We start from the raw sequence: 16,233 nt of genomic DNA on the forward strand, positions 1-16,233 counted from the left end.
CCCCGGCGGCGCCTCGGCCGCCACCCAGTGGCTGCCCAAGGACCTCGTGCGGCGCTTCGCCTCGCCCGGCACCGCGACCGCGGCCGGCTTCCGCTGGTGGTGGCCGCACGGGCTCGTCGACCCCGTCGAGATCGCGCGGGAGGTCGACCAGGTCGCCGACGCCGGCTTCGGCGTCCTCGAGGTCGCGGACGTCACCCACAGCCTCCGTGCCCGCAACATCACCATCGACGTCGGGACGCACGGCTGGGGCACAGCCCCGTGGGTCGCCGGCGTGAAGGCCGCCCTCTCGCGCGCCGCGGAGCGCGACGTGCGCATCGACGTCACCGTCGGCCCGTCGTGGCCYGCCGCCGTCTCGACCATCACCCCGGACGACGACGCCGCCTGCACCGAGCTCGCGCACGGGCTGGCCGACCTGGCCGCCGGGGCGACGTACGACGGACCCGTCCCGGCCGCCGTGCTGCACGCCGAGGACGTGGTCACCGAGCAGACCCTGGTGGCGCTGCAGGCGCACCGCTACACCCCGTCGACCAACACGCGCGTGCTGCCGCAGGTCGACCCCGACTCCTACGTCGAACTGCTCGACCAGGTCGTCGACGGCCGCATCACCTGGACGGCGCCGGCGGCGCCCGCCGGAGGGTCGTGGGTGCTGCTGTCCTTCTGGCAGCGCGGATCGGCCCAGGAGCCCGAGGCCGCGCCGCACACCAGCCCCCGGTCGTACGTCGTGGACCACTTCAGTGCGCTCGGCTCACAGGCCGTCGTCGACCTGTGGGAGGACCGGGTCCTCGACCGCGAGCTGCGCGGCCTCCTCGGCCGCGCCGGTGGCTACCTCTTCGAGGACTCGCTGGAGATCGAGACGGAGGCGACCATCTGGACGCCGAAGATGTTCGAGGAGTTCGAGAAGCGCGCCGGCTACGACCTGCGCCCCTGGCTGCCGGTCGTGATGGAGCTGAAGGAGAAGTACCTCTACGACCTCGGCACCGGCGCCAACGCCGCGACGACCGACAGCCTGCGCACCAACCAGGTCCGCGACGACTACAACCAGGTGCTCTCGGACCTCTACCGGGACCACCACCTGCTCCCGCTGCAGGCCTTCGCCCGCACGCTCGGCATGGGCCTGCGGGTCCAGCCCTACGGCCTCGAGACCGACACGGTGGAGCACGCGGCGCTGCTCGACATCCCCGAGACCGAGTCGCTCGGCTTCAAGAACCTCGACGACTACCGGGTGATGGCGGGCGGTCGCGACATGGGCGGCCACACGATCCTGTCCTGCGAGGCGATCTGCTACAACGGCGCGGCCTACAACACGATGCTCGGCGGCAACAGCGCCAGCCCGACGCAGCAGAACCAGGCGCTCCTCACCCTCAACAGCATCTTCGCCGCGGGCGTGAACCAGGCGATCATCCACGGATTCCCCTACGCCGACGCGCCCGGCGTGACCTGGCCGGGCTTCGCCGCCTTCTCGCCCTACTACAACGGCGCGATCGGCTTCGGCGAGGCCTGGGGGCCGCGGACCCCGCAGTGGCAGCACATGCCCGACATCGCGGCGTACCTCTCGCGCACCCAGCTGGTCCTGCAGACCGGCACACCGAAGTACGACGTGGTCTTCCTGCGGCAGAAGGGCTGGACGTCCACGGGCATCGGCGCCTTCTGGGCGACGAACGACGGCATCCCGCTCGGGTGGACCCACTCCTTCGCGACTCCGGCCCTGCTCGACCTGCCGCTGGCCACGGTCCGCGGTGGCCGGCTGGCCCCGGACGGTCCCGCCTACAAGGCAATGATCGTCGGCACCGACCAGTTCCGCGGCCAGGTCGCCACGATGGCCGTCCCGACCGCGCGACGGGTGCTCGAGCTCGGACGCGCCGGGCTGCCGATCGTCTTCGTGCGGGACTGGTCGGACCCGCGCCCCGTCGGTCTGCCCGAGGGCACGCCCGACGCCGAGGCCGCCGAGCTGCGCGACCTCGTCGCGCAGATCAAGGCGTTGCCCACGACCCGAGTGGCGGCGGCCGACGCCGACATCCCGGGCGCGCTCGCCTCGCTCGGCATCACGCCCGACGTCGAGCACGAGCGGTCGACCGTGATGACCCTGCGGCGGGTGGTCGGCGACGTCGACCTCTACTACGTCGCCAACGCGCGGCACGCCGAGAACCGCAGGCTGAACCGCGTGACACAGGACGTCTGGCTGACCACCACCTCGCCGCGCGCGGTGCCGGTGGTGCTCGACGCCTGGACGGGCGAGACCCGCCCGGTCGGCCTCTGGGAGCGCCAGGCCGACCGGGTGCGGGTCCGCGTGGACCTCGCCCCCGGCCAGTCCACCGTGATCGCCTTCGCGACCCCGCAGTCGGCCGATCCCGCCCAGCTGCACGCGATCGCCACCACCGCCCTCGACGTGCTGCGCGAGCCGGGCAAGCTCGTGGCCCGCGCGGGCACCGCCGGCAGCCACACCGTCACCCTCGGCGACGGCCGCACGGTCGCCGCGAAGGTGGACCGGGTCCGCGACCCGGTCGTCCCGACGTCCTGGCGGCTCGAGGTCGAGGACTGGCAGCCCGGCGCGACGGCCACCGAGACGGTCAAGCCGGTACGGACGGCCGAGCTGACCACGCTGGTGCCGTGGAGCCAGATCCCCGGGCTCGAGGACGTCTCGGGTCTCGGTCGCTACACCACCCAGGTCGACCTCGGCTCCGACTGGACCGACCGCGACGGCGCCTGGCTCGAGCTCGGCGAGGTCACCGACACGTTCCGGGTCACCGTCAACGGCGTGGCGGTGGGTGGGTGCGACCCGCTGCACCCGCGCGTCGACCTTGCCGGCCTGCTGCGCCGCGGTACCAACGTCATCGAGGTCGAGGTGGCCTCCACCCTCCTCAACCGGCTGCGCACGGTGACGCCGGCTGTCTACGGCGTGGCCCAGCGCCAGGCGTACGGCCTGCTCGGACCCGTCCGCCTGGTGCCGTACGTCGACCAGCCGGTCCGCCGCTGACGATGGGTAGGAGCCCGGTGCCCCTCGGCGACGACGAGCTCGTCGTGCTGCGGCTGATGGCCGAGGGGCGGACGGTCGAGGCGGTGGCGCGCCGGCTCGATGTCTCCGAACGGACCGTGAGGCGCAAGGCCCGTGCGGCGTGCGAGAGCGTGGGCGTCGACACCACTGTCGAGGCGATCGTGTGGGCCGTGCGCCGGCGGCTCATCTGAGAACACCACACCTGCATCACCATGAAAGGATCGCCAGCGTGAGGGTCGCCCTCCAGGTCACCTGCGTCAACGACGCCATGTTCCCCGACACGGGGAAGGCCGTCGTGCGGTTGCTGCGCCGTCTCGGGGTCGAGGTCGACTTCCCGCGGGCGCAGACGTGCTGCGGCCAGCCGATGGTCAACACGGGCTACCTCGACGAGGCGGTGCCGGTGGTGCGTGCGTTCGTCGACGCGTTCGCGGGGTACGACGCCATCGTCACGCCGTCGGGCTCGTGCGCCGGGTCGGCGCGGCACCAGCACTCCATCGTCGCCGACCGGTCGGGTGATCCTGCGCTGGCGGCGGCCGTCGCGGAGACCGGACCGCGGACCTACGAGCTGAGCGAGTTCCTCGTCGACGTCCTTGGCGTCACCGACGTCGGTGCCTACTTCCCGCACCGGGTGACCTACCACCCGACCTGCCACAGCCTGCGGATGCTCGGCGTCGGCGACCGGCCCACCCGGCTGCTCGAGGCCGTCCGCGGCATCGAGCTGGTCGACCTCCCCAACGCCACCGAGTGCTGCGGCTTCGGCGGCACCTTCGCCCTCAAGAACGCGGACACGTCGATCGCGATGGGCGCCGACAAGGCGCGGCACGTGCGCGACACCGGTGCGGAGGTGCTGGTCGCCGGCGACAACTCCTGCCTGATGCATGTCGGCGGGATGCTCTCGCGCCAGCGGGCCGGCGTCCGCGTCATGCACCTCGCTGAGGTCCTGGCGGCCACGGAGAGCACCGAGGGCGACCCCGGACCCAGCAACCGGCTGGTCGAGGAGGTCGCGCAACGACCGTCACGAGACCGAGGCACCCGATGAACACCCCACGCCGTTCTTCTCCTCCGCTCCGCTCCCCCGAACAACGCCGCGGGGACCCCGAAAAGCGGAGCGCCACCTTCGTCGGCATGCCGGCGTTCCCGACCGCCGCGCGTGAGGCGCTGGCCGACACCCAGCTGCGCCGGAACCTCGCCCACGCCACTCGCACGATCCGCGACAAGCGCGCCGCGGTCGTCGCCGAGGTGGAGGACTGGGAGGAGCTGCGGGTCGCGGGCGCCGCGGTGAAGGAGGCCGCGCTGCGCGACCTCGCCACCCACCTCGAGATCCTCGAGGCATCGCTGACCCGCGCCGGCGCGACCGTGCACTGGGCCCGCGACGCCGAGGAGGCGTGCGCGATCGTCGCGTCAGTCGCCCACGCCCACGGCGTCGACGAGGTCGTGAAGGTCAAGTCGATGGCCACCGGGGAGATCGGCCTCAACGAGGCCCTCGAGGCCGAGGGCATCGCTGCCTGGGAGACCGACCTCGCCGAGCTGATCGTCCAGCTCGGCGACGACCTGCCCTCCCACATCCTGGTGCCGGCGATCCACCGCAACCGGGCCGAGGTGCGCGAGATCTTCCGCCGCCGGATGGGCGACGTCGGGCGGCCCGCGCCCGCCGACCTGACCGACGAGCCGTCCGTCCTGGCCGGGGCTGCGCGCGAGCACCTGCGCGAGAAGTTCCTGCGTGCGAAGGTCGCCGTCAGCGGCGCCAACTTCGCCGTCGCCGACACCGGCACGCTCGTCGTCGTCGAGTCCGAGGGCAACGGGCGGATGTGCCTGACCCTGCCCGACGTGCTGGTGAGCGTGGTCGGCATCGAGAAGGTCGTCGCCACGTGGTCCGACCTCGACCCGATGCTGCGGCTGCTGCCGCGCTCGTCGACGGGGGAGCGGATGAACCCCTACACCTCGACCTGGTCGGGCGTGACGCCCGGCGACGGTCCGCAGGAGGTGCACGTCGTCCTGCTCGACAACGGCCGCACCCGCGCGCTCGCCGACGACGTCGGCCGCCAGGCCCTGCGCTGCATCCGCTGCTCGGCGTGCCTCAACGTCTGCCCGGTCTACGAGCGGGTCGGCGGCCACGCCTACGGCTCGGTCTACCCCGGCCCGATCGGCGCGATCCTCAACCCGCTCCTCAACGGCGTCGCCGACGAGCAGACCGCGTCCTTGCCCTACGCGTCGTCGCTGTGCGGCGCGTGCTTCGAGGTCTGCCCGGTCCGCATCGACATCCCGTCGGTGCTCGTCGACCAACGCGCCGCCGTCGTCGACTCGCACCGCGGCGACCGGGTGCCGAAGCCGGAAGCGGTCGCGATGAAGGCCGCCGCGTGGACGTTCTCGTCCGCGAAGCGGCTCGCGAGGGCCGAGCGCGCCTCCGGGCTCGCCGGCCGGGTCATCGGTCGCTTCTCCCGTACGACGCTGCCCGGAGGCCGCGCCGCCGCGGGYCGCCTGCCCGGGCCCRCCGCCGCCTGGACCGGAGCGCGCGACCTTCCCGCCCCGCCGACCGAGTCCTTCCGCGAGTGGTGGGACCGCACCGACGGTGGACGCGGCCCCGACAACGAGCAGGAGGGCCGTTCATGATCACCCCACGACGTTCTTCGCCTCCCCCGCTCCGCTCCTCCGTCGAACAACGCCGCGGGGACCCCGAAACCAGCGCGCGCGATGAGATCCTCGGGCGTGTCCGCTCGGCCCTGTCCGGCGTGTCGCCCGCGGTGGACCTCCCTCCGGCCCCTCGGGCCCCCGACCGCGGCGACCTGGTCGCGCTGTTCGTCGAGCGCGTCGAGGACTACCGGGCGGTGGTGACGCGGTGCGCCCCGGACGACCTGGGCTCGGTGGTCGCCGAGGTCCTCGGGTCGGCGTCCAGCGTCGTACCTCCCGGGCTCGGCCTCGACGTCGCCGGCTCGGTCGTGGACGACGGGCTGGCCGCGGCCGCTCTCGACCGCATCGACGCCGTCGTCACCCGCGCCCGCGTCGGGATCGCCGAGACCGGCACCATCGTGCTCGACCACGCGCCCGACCAGGGCCGCCGGGCGATCAGCCTCGTGCCGGACCTGCACGTCTGCATCGTCGACGCGGCGCAGGTCGTGGCCGACGTACCCGACGCGATCGCCCTGCTCGACCCCGCCCGCCCCACGACGTGGATCAGCGGACCGTCGGCCACGAGCGACATCGAGCTCGACCGGGTCGAGGGCGTCCACGGCCCCCGCACGCTGCACGTCGTGCTGGTCGGCTGAGGCGCTGCGTCGAGCGGTGAGTGACGCAGGTCCTGCGCCTTCACAACCTGTCTGACTCACCGCTGGCCCCGCCACGTCCCACCGTCGACCGTCCATCCTTGCCGACGGCCGGTGGCGCACGGCCTGTCCGATAGCGGTCAGCGGGGTTGTGACGGCGGTCACGCAGCGCCTACGGTCGCCTGAATCGTTTCATCGTCTCGGAGGTTCCGATGTCCCGCTCGCTCTCGCGCACCCGCGGCACCGCGGCCGCGCTCGTCCTGGCGCTACCGGCTGCGCTGCTGACCATCGGCGCGGCCGACGCCGCCCCCGGCAAGCCGGGCGCCAAGCCGACTGCTCCCATCCACCTCGTCGTCGACGACCTGACCGCGCCGCTCGACGCCGCGACCACGCCACGCTTCGGCTGGCTGCCGCAGGACGTCGATCCCAACGAGGTGCAGACCGCCTACAAGATCGAGGTCCGCGACGAGGCGGGCCGCATCGTGTGGGACAGCGACAAGGTCTCGTCCCGCCAGCAGTCGTACGTCGACTACGCCGGCGCCGACCTCGAGCGGGGGGCGGCGTACACCTGGCGCGTCCGCACCTGGGACAGCGACAAGCGCCCCTCGCCCTGGTCGGCATGGTCCGGCTTCGAGACCGCGATCTCCGACGCCGACTGGGGCGACGCGGCCTGGATCCGCCGTCCCGCCGGCAACCCCGACGCCAGCGCGCTCAGCATCGTCGACGGCCGCGGCCGGGTCAGCGGCGGCAACGTCACGCTCGCGAGGGCCGGCGCCGACTGGACCGACTACGTCGTCAGCATGGACGTCACCCCGGTCACTCGCGCGGCCGCGATCGTCTTCCGGGCGCCCGACGCCGCGACCGGCTACATGTGGCAGCTCCACGCCAATGACGACGCGATCAAGACCCACCGGATGATCGGCGGCGCCTTCCCGACCGACGCGCGCCGCACGGTGCCCCACGTCATCGACCCGGGCGTCACCTACCGCCTCGGCATCAAGGTGCAGGGCCAGACGTTCACGACCAGCGTCGACGGCACGGTCGTCGACACCTGGACCGACCCGTCGGCGACCGGCTCGCGCGCCGGCACGATCGGCTTCCGCGAGGCCAGCGGCGAGGTCGCCGACTTCGACAACGTCAGCGTGACCTCTCTCGACGGCGCCACCACGCTGTTCTCCGAGGACTTCTCCGGCGACCTCTCGAAGTGGGTCCGCGGCTCGACCGGCCAGGAGGCCGACGAGTACACCCTGGCCCGCACCGAGGTCGACGTCCCCGCCGGCAAGGTCGTCCGCGCCCGCAGCTACCTCGCTGCCAGCCACACCGCCGAGCTCTACCTCGACGGCGAGCGCGCCGACCGGATGAGCAACTACGGCTACCCGAGCGAGGGCTACTACCAGGTCGCAGACGTCACCGACCTCGTGCAGCCCGGCAAGCGCCTGTCCATCGGCGCGATGCTGCACTGGTTCAGCGCCGGGCAGGGCCGCGCCGCCGGCGTCCCCGGGCTGCTCGCCCGGATCGTCGTCGACTACGCCGACGGGTCGTCGTACGTCCTGACCACCGACGGCAGCTGGAAGGTGCGTCGCGGGCCCTACGTACTCGTCGGCACCCGCAACGGCGAGGGGCTCTACGTCGAGCATCGCGACGGCCCGGCGGCCAAGGCGATCGGCGACTGGACCGCGGTCGGGTACGACGACAGCGGCTGGTCCGACGCGGTCGTGATCGGCACGCACCCGGTCGCCCCGTTCACCTCGCTCGAGGCGCAGCAGACCCGGCTCACCGAGACCATCGTCCACCCCGAGCGCATCCTCACCGCGCAGGACGGCACGCCGGTCGCCGACTTCGGCAAGGTCATCCCGGCCCGCCCGGCGGTGCACTTCGAGCAGGGCGTCGCCGGACGCGTCGTCCCGATCCGCGCGAGCTACGGCCTCGCCACCGACGGCCGCGCGTCCACCAGCGGCGTCGACACGCAGGGCACCAACATGTCCTTCCCCTACACGCAGGTCGCAGGGGAGCAGGACTACGCCGCCTTCGGTCACCTCGGCTTCCGCTACCTCGAGGTCCCGGGTGCCGGTGAGGACATCTCCGTCGACGACGTCACCGCCACGGTCGTGACCACCGCCTACCCGGAGGACGGCGAGGCGACCTTCAGCTCCTCCGACGAGACCCTCGACGCGGTGTGGGACCTCATGTCGCGCTCGCTCGAGTACTCGGTCCAGGAGACCTTCGTCGACACCCCGACCCGCGAGCAGGGCCAGTTCCTGCACGACACGGTCAACATCTCCTACGGGCTGATGGCGACCCACAGCGAGCGGGTGGCCAGCCGTCAGGCGATCCGGGAGTTCATGCTGAGCCAGACGCGCTACTGGCGCACCGGCAACGACGCCGGCCGCTACAACGCGGTCTACCCCAACGGCGACGGCAAGCGCGACATCCCCGACTTCACCGAGGTCGTGCCCGACTGGATCTGGCGCTACTACCTCGAGACCGGTGACACGCGGATGCTCGAGCAGACCTACGACGAGCTGGCCGCGACGGCGGGCTACGTCCGCCGGCACATCGCCACCTCCGGCCCGACCCAGGGCCTCGTCACCCAGCTCTCGGGAGGCAGCGGCCAGTACCTCTACGGCATCGTCGACTGGCCGGCGCACGGCCGCTTCGGCTACGACATGTCCGCCACGGCCCGCACCACGGTCAACGYCCTCGGCGTCGACGTGCTCCGCAAGGTCGCCCTGGTCGCGGAGGCCCTCGACCGCCCCGGCGACGAGGTGGCGGCGTACCGCTCCGACGCAGACGCGCTCGCCGGCCGGATGAACGCCACGCTCCGCAAGCCCGACGGGACCTACGTCGACGGCCTGCTCGGCGACGGCTCGCAGAGCCCGCACGCCGGCCAGCACGCGACGTCGTACGCCGTTGCGCTCGGCATCGCGCCGGAGGCTGACGTTCCGGCGCTGGGCGACCACCTCGCGAGGATGGGCATGAAGCAGGGCCCGATGACGGTCCACTGGCTCGTCGAGGCCCTGGCCGACTCGGGTCGTGGCGACGCGCTGCTGAAGCTGCTCACCAACGAGGACGACTACGGGTGGGCCGGCTGGCTCGAGCAGGGTGGCACCTTCACCCCGGAGGCGTGGGAGCTGAGCGGCTCGGCCAACAGCGCCTCCCACGGCTGGGGCTCGCGCGCGGCCGTCGACCTGCTGAGCGACGTCCTCGGCATCGACCTCGCGGCGCCCGGCGGCTCGGAGCTGTCGATCAGCATCCCCGACACCGGCCTGTCGCAGGCCGAGGGGACGCGGCCCACGCAGCACGGCACGGTTGCCTCGTCATGGGAGCACGACGCCAGCGGCACGTCGCTGACGACGACGATCCCGGTCAACACCACCGCGGTCGTCGAGCTGCCGCCCGGTGACTACACGGCCACCGGCCGCGGCGGCGTCCGCCCGGTGAAGGTCGCCGGCGGCGACGGCACCGTGCGCTACGAGGTCGGCTCCGGCACCTGGAGCTTCGTCTCCCGGTAGGCGTTGGCCGGCCTGGCTCGAAGATCACTCGTACCTGTGCGAGTGATCTTCGAGCTTCCGGGGCGCCCGTCCTAGGGGATGGCGTTGATCTGCTCCCAGTCGCGGATCCGCCCGTTCCACCGCTCCAGCACCCACGGCCACTGCTCGCGGAGCTCCGGCGGTCGCTGCTGGTTGCGGCTGGCGGCCCACTCGCGGGCGGCCTTCTCGGCCTCACGGCCGGTCACGGCGGTGAAGTCGCGCAGCGTGCGGTCGCGTTCGGGCGAGTCCTCCGGCCCGGGCGCGTAGGCGACGCGGTACATCACGTACATGAGCCCTCCTGAGTCTTTCCTCCACTCAGACAGGAGGGGCCGGGGAGGACTTTGATACGTAGACGTCGGGCAGGAGGTGCTCGAGGACGCCGACCTCCTCGACGTTGTGCCTCACCCACGCCTCGGCCATGGCGGTCGGGAAGACCCGCGAGGTGAGGTGACGGTTGACCGGCGTGGCCGCCCGGAGGCGGGAGCCGAGGTCCATCACGCTGACGTAGTGCGTCCCGTCGGGACCCCACGACCAGGTGTGCTCGAGCTGGAAGATCCGCACCCCGGCGATCCGGCGCACGAGCCGGATGCCGGTCTCGTCGAGCTTCTCGACGCGCTCGACGGAGTCGACGCGGAAGCGCTCGTCGCGCCCGAACGCCTCCACGATGCGATAGCTCGCGCCCTCGCCGGCGCCGCCGCCCGGCGCCGGTCGGGCCAGCTCCCACGCGATGTGGTCGAGCGGGTGCCACGCGAGGTAGCCCGACATCCGCTCGCCGGCGTACTCGATCTCGTCGCCGATGTGGCGGAACCACCACAGCAGCATCGGCGGCGTGATGCCGGCCAGCGGCCGGTGGTCGATGGTGACCCGCATCCGGTGGTGGGAGAGCCGGCGGATCGTGCTGCGGGCCGAGTCGGTGGTGCGGAGCGGGTGGAGCACCGGCCGCGGCGCGGGCAGGGTCATCGGACGGGCCACGGGCGTCACCTCCGGTCGGCGAGGGATCCCACGGTAGGGGCGGAGCGGCAATGCGGGCGAGAGGTCACCCCGCTGTGCGAGGCCGCGACCTGCCGGGGCTGTGAGACTCACCCCATGGATCACCGCACCCTCGGAAGGACCGGCCGCGAGGTCTCGGTCGTCGGTCTCGGCACCTGGCAGCTCGGCGCCGACTGGGGCGACGTCAGCGAGGCCGACGCGTTGGCCGTGCTGGAGGCCTCGGCCGAGGCCGGGGTGACGTTCTTCGACACCGCCGACGTGTACGGCGACGGCCGCAGCGAGCAGCTGGTCGGCCGCTTCGTCGCCGCCCACCCCGACGCCGGCTTCACCGTCGCGACCAAGATGGGCCGCCGCGCCGAGCAGGTGCCGGCGAGCTACGTCGAGCAGAGCTTCCGCCAGTGGCTCGACCGCTCCCGTCGCAACCTCGGCGTGGACACGATCGACATGGTGCAGCTGCACTGCCCGCCGAGCGAGGTCATCGACGACGACGCGACGTACGACGTCCTCGACCGGCTCGTCGACGACGGCGTGATCTCGGCGTACGGCGTCAGCGTCGAGACCGCCGCGCAGGCGCTCAGCGCGATCGGCCGGCCCCACGTCGCCAGCGTGCAGATCATCCTCAACGCCTTCCGGATGAAGCCGCTCGACGAGGTCCTCCCCGCGGCGGCCTCCGCCGGCGTGGGCATCATCGCCCGGGTGCCGCTGGCCTCGGGGCTGCTGTCCGGCACGTACGACCTCGACACCACGTTCGCCGAGGACGACCACCGCACCTACAACCGCGACGGCAGCGCCTTCGACGTCGGCGAGACGTTCTCCGGCGTCGACTACGAGACCGGTGTCTCTGCCGCTCAGGAGTTCTCCGCGCTCGTGTCCGACTCGGGGCTGGACGTCACGCCGGCTCAGGCCGCCATCGCGTGGATCGTGCAGCAGCCGGGCGTCTCGACCGTCATCCCGGGCGCGCGGAACGTCGACCAGGCGCGGTCCAACGCGGCAGCCGGACTGGTCGGCGAGCTGCCGCCCGCCTTCCTCGACGGCGTGGCCGACCTCTACGACCGGCGGATCCGCGACCAGGTCCACGCTCGCTGGTGAGCGCCGTCGCTGCCACAATCTGTTCATGACGGGACGCGCACATCCGGGGGTCGACGCCTACATCGCGAAGCTGCCCGAGTGGCAGCAGTCGATCTGCGAGCAGCTGCGCGAGATCGTCTGGGCCACGGACCCCGAGATCGAGGAGACGATCAAGCGGACGGTCCAGCCCTACTTCGTCCTCAGTGGCAACGTCTGCGCTCTCCTGGCGACGAAGGACCACGTCAACCTGTTCCTGTACGACCCGACGGTCAGCGATCCGGCCGGCGTGATCAACCAGGGGCACGACAACCTGACCGCCCGGTCGATCCAGGTCTACGAGGACGACGAGATCGACCGCGACGCGATCACCGGCATCCTCGCCGAGATCGTCGAGCACAACCGGCAGGGTGGCTGGCGGCGGCTGGGCCGCCCCTGACTCGTCGTTGCGTGAAGCGGCGGAAAAAGATTTACGCGACGTGTCGGCCCGCGAGTCCTACATTGAGGCATGGCTGACATCATCCTGGGCGTCCTCGCGATCGTCGCCGGGGCCGCCATGCTCGTCGCAGGCCAGGCTGTGCTGCGACTCATGATCCCCATCTGGGGCTTCTTCGCCGGCTTCGCCGCCGGCGCCGGCCTCGTCGCCGGGTTCGCCGACGAGCGCTTCCTCGGCACCGTGCTCGGCTGGGTGCTCGGCTTCGTCCTCGCGGTGGTCTTCGCGGTCCTGGCCTACCTCTACTACTACGTCGCCGTCGTCCTCGCGATGGGCGCGGCCGGCTTCGCGATCGGCTCGGGCATCATCGTCGCCCTCGGGATCTCCTGGAGCTGGGTGGCCGTCCTGGTGGGTCTGGTCGTCGGCCTCGTCCTCGGCCTGCTGTCGGTGTTCACCAACGTGCCGATGATGGTGCTCGTCATCGTCGGCTCCATCGCCGGTGCCGTCGGCGTGACGGGCGGCCTCATGCTGCTGGTGGGCTCACTGAACTCCTCCGACTTCACCCGGGGCGACTTCACCGACCGCGTCTCGAGCAGCTTCGGGTGGTCCCTGCTCCTGCTGGTGCTCGCCCTCGCCGGCATCGCCATCCAGGCCATGGAGCGTGCCCTCAGGCGCCAGACCATCCGCGAAGCCTGGTACGTCGAGGTCCCCTGACACGCCCGATCGATCAAGGTCGACGAGGACGCCCGCGGGGCTCATGGTTGGCGTGCCAACGGGAACGGGACCACATCGACCACGAGCGAGGGGAGCCCGGCCCATGACCCATCACGACGACGTACCAGACGCCGCAGGCGAGGAGCGGGAGTCGACGCCGAACGCGTCCGGCCCCGAAGGCGCGGCGGGCGGCATGGGCTCGAGCAGCGAACGGATCGGCCACACAGGGCCTGGACAGGTGGGTGCGGACGGCCTCCGGGACACCTCGGTCGTGGACTCCGATGCCGATGCGCCGCCGGAGCAGAGCCGCGGTGGCGAGGAACCCCAGCCGGACGGACTCGAGCCGAAGGCCGGCTACCCCAGCCTGGACCCGCGACACGAGGACAAGCCCGACAAGGGCTGACCCGAGCCGACCACGTCCCACTTTTCCCGGGGCGTTCGGGACTCCCGTCCCGTGTGTCCAGCCCGAGAGGCGCCCATCCTCGATGGAATCGGATGCCACGAAGGAGACGGGGACATGGACACACACGGAGGCACAGCAGGTTCATCGAGGCGGGCTCCCGGACGGACGGGGCCGCCTCGTCTGGCCCTGGCCGGCTTCGCGCTAGTCGCGCCGTTGATGGCGGTCGTCCCGGCGAGTGCCGCCGCGGGCACGTGCGACGGCAGGGCCGCGACCCATCTCGGCACGCCGGGGGACGACGTGCTCACGGGGACGAACGGCGACGACGTGATGGTCGGGCTGGGGGGCGACGACACCATCTCGGGCTTCCTCGGCAACGACGTCATCTGTGGCGATGAAGGGACGGACCGGCTGGCTGGGTTCGCGGGCGACGACCGCATCTTCGGCGGGTTCGACAGCGATGCCGGCGGCGACGTCATCTGGCCGGGAGCGGGCAACGACCTTGTCGACGCCGGCCTCGATCCCCTGACGCGCGACGACTACTCCCTCCCCGCGGACACGGTGCTCTACTCGGACCTCCTCGGCGCCGGACTCCCCGGCGGGATCAGGGCCGACCTCACCCCCGTCGGCGGACTGGGCTACGTGGCAGAGCCGTCGGGCACCGACCAGATCGTCGTGACGGAGGCCCTGAGCATCGTGGGCACGCGAGCTGCGGACGTCCTGATCGGCTCGCCGTACCTCGACGTGCTGATCGGGCGCGGCGGCGCTGACCAGATCGACGGCGCCGGCGGCAACGACACCCTCGTCTCCGACTTCACGAACACGGACGTCGACCCGGCGACCGACGCGCCGGACGACATCGACGGAGGGCCGGGCATGGACTGGATCCGCCTGGGACTGGCCGGGGGTACGGCGCGTGGCGGGGAGGAGATGGATCACCTCGAGGTCCATCCGGAGACGGCCCCGGCCGTCCTGCGCGGTCAGAGCGGGCCCGACGAGCTCCTGGTCGAGGCCGTGGAGGACGTCGACGTCGATGGCGGGGGAGGCCACGACACCATCTTCCTCAGGCTCGCCCCCACCTCCCGGGCGATGTCAGTGGACGGGGGAGGCTCCCGGGATCTCGCCATCCTCAACGTGCGCAAGGGCGGCTTCGCGAAGGGCTCGACGATCACCGTGGACCAGGGCCGCGGGGTGCTTCGGACCAGGGCGCGGGCCGGTCGGGTGCGGAGCCTCGAGGTCATGGCGATCTTCAGCAAGGACGAGCGCTGGCGGTTCCGCGGCACCCCCCACAACGACGACCTCTTCATTCAAGGAGGACGCAGTCTGGAGGCCGTGATGCGCGCGGGCCGGGACTCCGTCATCGGCACACGCGGGCCGGACGTCCTGGACCTGGGCACGGGTCGTGGCGACTTCGCGAACGGCCGCCAGGGACAGGACACCTGCCTCGGCGCCGAGCGGGTCAGGAGCTGCGAGAACGTGCGGTCCGGCCGGTCAGGTCGAGCCGCGCTCCTCCCCGATGCGCGGGCACGTGAGGCGGTCCAGCGACTCGAGCGTGGCACGCAGGTCGTGCCGCGGCTGCCGCTCGAGGAGTTCGAGCTCCACGGGTGATCGAGCCTCGACCCGACCGGTGGGACGGGGACTCAGGCAGGGGTCAGGGTGGCGCCCATGGCGGCGATGTGTGCCGGCGTCGAGCCGCAGCATCCGCCGACCAGGTCGATCCCGAGCTCGGCCAGCCGGGCTGCGTGCGACGCCATGTCGCCAGCAGTGGCGTCGTACTCGAAGTGGTCGCCCACCACCTGCGGAAGCCCGGCGTTGGACTGGGCGACCAGGAGGATGTCGTCGGTGCGGGCCTGCGCCATCTCCGCGGCGATGATCTCCATCTCCGCGGGACCGCGACCGCAGTTGGCCCCCACGGCGTCGGCACCCGCCGCGGCGAGGTGCGCCACGGCGTCGCCCGGGCGGACGCCCATCATGGTGCGCAGGTTGGTGTCGAAGCTCATCGTCACGGCGACCGGAAGACCGGGCGCGACCTCCCGCGCCGCGGCGAGTGCCGCGTCAGCCTCGCCGAGGTCGCTCAGCGTCTCGACCAGCACCAGGTCGATGCCGCCCTCGACCAGCGCGGTGAGCTGTTCGGCGAACAGCGCCTGGGCCTCCTCGCCGGTCAGGGTCCCGAGCGGCGCCAGCAGCTCGCCGGTCGGGCCGAGGTCGCCGGCGACGAGCAGTCCGTGCTCGTCCGCCACAGATCGTGCCAGCTGCGCCGCTGCCCGGTTCACCTCGCCGACGCGGTCGCCGAGCCCGTGCAGGTCCAGGCGCGGCCGGGTGCCACCGAAGCTGTTCGTCGTCAGCAGCCGAGCCCCCGCCGTGGCGTAGGCCGCGTGCGCCGCGCGCACCGCGTCGGGGTTCTCGAGGTTCCAGAGCTCTCCGGGTACGCCGTCCTCGAGGCCGCTGTCCTGGAGCAGCGTGCCCATGCCGCCGTCGAGCAGGACCGGACGGTCCGTGCGCAGCAGCGCCCTGAGCCGGTTCACTGGCCCAGCTCGTCGAGGTATCGGTTGATCCTGTCGGCCGGCCATTCCGCGTCGAGCTCGGCGACGACCCGGTCGAGCACCTCGCTCGGCGTGCCGTCGGCCTCGGTCCAGGGAGACCGTTCCCAGCCCGCCAGGTAGTCGTCGGCCCCGGTGTCACCGAGCCGCATCGCAGCCTCGTCGATCGCCTCCTGGAACCGCGGCGCGAGCTGTGACTTCACCGTTTCCTCGTCCGCCCGGGCAGCGACCATCGACGGAAGGTCGCGCCACCGGGTCACCTGGTACTCCGCCATGTGTCGCAGCGTAGTTCGGGCGCCGCGTCTCGAC

General features: G+C 72.3%; 15 protein-coding genes. 11 read left to right on the plus strand and 4 right to left on the minus strand.

Annotation, left to right across the window (positions count from 1 at the left end; all coding sequences use genetic code 11):
• The 6 genes from ACXJKB_RS14400 to ACXJKB_RS14425 all read left to right on the plus strand — a co-directional run.
• Positions 1–2,974: glycosyl hydrolase (locus ACXJKB_RS14400; RefSeq protein ID WP_457189469.1), on the plus strand; the 2,974-nt coding region annotated here is incomplete at its 5' end.
• A 17-nt stretch (positions 2,975–2,991) separates the two neighbouring features.
• Positions 2,992–3,183: a LuxR C-terminal-related transcriptional regulator gene (locus ACXJKB_RS14405; protein WP_457189471.1), complete on the plus strand. Its 192-nt coding sequence runs from the start codon at positions 2,992–2,994 to the stop codon at positions 3,181–3,183.
• Positions 3,184–3,221: 38 nt separating this feature from the next.
• A complete protein-coding gene (locus ACXJKB_RS14410) occupies positions 3,222–4,031 on the plus strand; it encodes a (Fe-S)-binding protein (RefSeq protein ID WP_457189473.1) in 810 nt (269 codons plus the stop codon).
• Positions 4,032–4,117: 86 nt separating this feature from the next.
• On the plus strand, positions 4,118–5,602 hold the full coding sequence (locus ACXJKB_RS14415) for a lactate utilization protein B (RefSeq protein ID WP_457189475.1): 1,485 nt from the start codon (positions 4,118–4,120) through the stop codon (positions 5,600–5,602).
• A gap of 131 nt (positions 5,603–5,733) precedes the next feature.
• The gene (locus ACXJKB_RS14420) at positions 5,734–6,255 is read left to right on the plus strand and encodes a LutC/YkgG family protein (RefSeq protein ID WP_457189477.1); all 522 of its coding nucleotides are present in this window, start codon (positions 5,734–5,736) and stop codon (positions 6,253–6,255) included.
• A gap of 209 nt (positions 6,256–6,464) precedes the next feature.
• The gene (locus ACXJKB_RS14425) at positions 6,465–9,764 is read left to right on the plus strand and encodes a family 78 glycoside hydrolase catalytic domain (RefSeq protein ID WP_457189479.1); all 3,300 of its coding nucleotides are present in this window, start codon (positions 6,465–6,467) and stop codon (positions 9,762–9,764) included.
• Positions 9,765–9,835: 71 nt separating this feature from the next.
• On the opposite strand, the gene ACXJKB_RS14430 is transcribed toward ACXJKB_RS14425, so the two are convergent.
• On the minus strand, positions 9,836–10,072 hold the full coding sequence (locus ACXJKB_RS14430; protein WP_457189481.1) for a hypothetical protein: 237 nt from the start codon (positions 10,070–10,072) through the stop codon (positions 9,836–9,838).
• 25 nt (positions 10,073–10,097) lie between these two features.
• The gene (locus ACXJKB_RS14435) at positions 10,098–10,754 is read right to left on the minus strand and encodes a hypothetical protein (protein ID WP_457189483.1); all 657 of its coding nucleotides are present in this window, start codon (positions 10,752–10,754) and stop codon (positions 10,098–10,100) included.
• Between the two features lie 114 nt (positions 10,755–10,868).
• Between ACXJKB_RS14435 and ACXJKB_RS14440 the strand changes: the two genes are divergently transcribed.
• The 5 genes from ACXJKB_RS14440 (at position 10,869) to ACXJKB_RS14460 (ending at position 14,992) form a co-directional block, all read left to right on the plus strand.
• A complete protein-coding gene (locus ACXJKB_RS14440; protein ID WP_457189485.1) occupies positions 10,869–11,861 on the plus strand; it encodes an aldo/keto reductase in 993 nt (330 codons plus the stop codon).
• Positions 11,862–11,886: 25 nt separating this feature from the next.
• Positions 11,887–12,276: a DUF1801 domain-containing protein gene (locus ACXJKB_RS14445; protein ID WP_457189487.1), complete on the plus strand. Its 390-nt coding sequence runs from the start codon at positions 11,887–11,889 to the stop codon at positions 12,274–12,276.
• A gap of 69 nt (positions 12,277–12,345) precedes the next feature.
• Positions 12,346–12,984, plus strand: coding sequence for a hypothetical protein (locus ACXJKB_RS14450; protein WP_457189489.1), 639 nt, complete (start codon positions 12,346–12,348; stop codon positions 12,982–12,984).
• A 103-nt stretch (positions 12,985–13,087) separates the two neighbouring features.
• On the plus strand, positions 13,088–13,387 hold the full coding sequence (locus ACXJKB_RS14455) for a hypothetical protein (RefSeq protein WP_457189491.1): 300 nt from the start codon (positions 13,088–13,090) through the stop codon (positions 13,385–13,387).
• A gap of 216 nt (positions 13,388–13,603) precedes the next feature.
• Positions 13,604–14,992, plus strand: a complete 1,389-nt coding sequence (locus ACXJKB_RS14460; protein ID WP_457189493.1) for a calcium-binding protein — start codon at positions 13,604–13,606, stop codon at positions 14,990–14,992.
• A gap of 32 nt (positions 14,993–15,024) precedes the next feature.
• Here the strand turns inward: ACXJKB_RS14460 and ACXJKB_RS14465 are convergent, their stop codons facing one another.
• Together ACXJKB_RS14465 and ACXJKB_RS14470 are read right to left on the minus strand one after the other, a co-directional pair.
• Positions 15,025–15,909, minus strand: coding sequence for a homocysteine S-methyltransferase family protein (locus ACXJKB_RS14465; RefSeq protein ID WP_457189495.1), 885 nt, complete (start codon positions 15,907–15,909; stop codon positions 15,025–15,027).
• Entirely contained in the window at positions 15,906–16,199 is a 294-nt protein-coding gene (locus ACXJKB_RS14470) for a virulence factor (RefSeq protein WP_300048975.1), read from the minus strand. Before ACXJKB_RS14470 ends, ACXJKB_RS14465 begins: the two co-directional genes overlap by 4 nt.
• Positions 16,200–16,233: the final 34 nt, after the last annotated feature.

The sequence above is a fragment of the Nocardioides sp. P5_E3 genome, assembly GCF_054049275.1.

Excerpts from the sequence above, each read along its gene's own strand:
- ACXJKB_RS14430 (WP_457189481.1), bottom strand. The coding sequence starts at position 10,072 with ATGTACGTGATGTACCGCGTCGCCTACGCGCCCGGGCCGGAGGACTCG.
- ACXJKB_RS14440 (WP_457189485.1), top strand. The coding sequence starts at position 10,869 with ATGGATCACCGCACCCTCGGAAGGACCGGCCGCGAGGTCTCGGTCGTC.
- ACXJKB_RS14445 (WP_457189487.1), top strand. The coding sequence starts at position 11,887 with ATGACGGGACGCGCACATCCGGGGGTCGACGCCTACATCGCGAAGCTG.
- ACXJKB_RS14450 (WP_457189489.1), top strand. The coding sequence starts at position 12,346 with ATGGCTGACATCATCCTGGGCGTCCTCGCGATCGTCGCCGGGGCCGCC.
- ACXJKB_RS14455 (WP_457189491.1), top strand. The coding sequence starts at position 13,088 with ATGACCCATCACGACGACGTACCAGACGCCGCAGGCGAGGAGCGGGAG.
- ACXJKB_RS14460 (WP_457189493.1), top strand. The coding sequence starts at position 13,604 with ATGGCGGTCGTCCCGGCGAGTGCCGCCGCGGGCACGTGCGACGGCAGG.
- ACXJKB_RS14470 (WP_300048975.1), bottom strand. The coding sequence starts at position 16,199 with ATGGCGGAGTACCAGGTGACCCGGTGGCGCGACCTTCCGTCGATGGTC.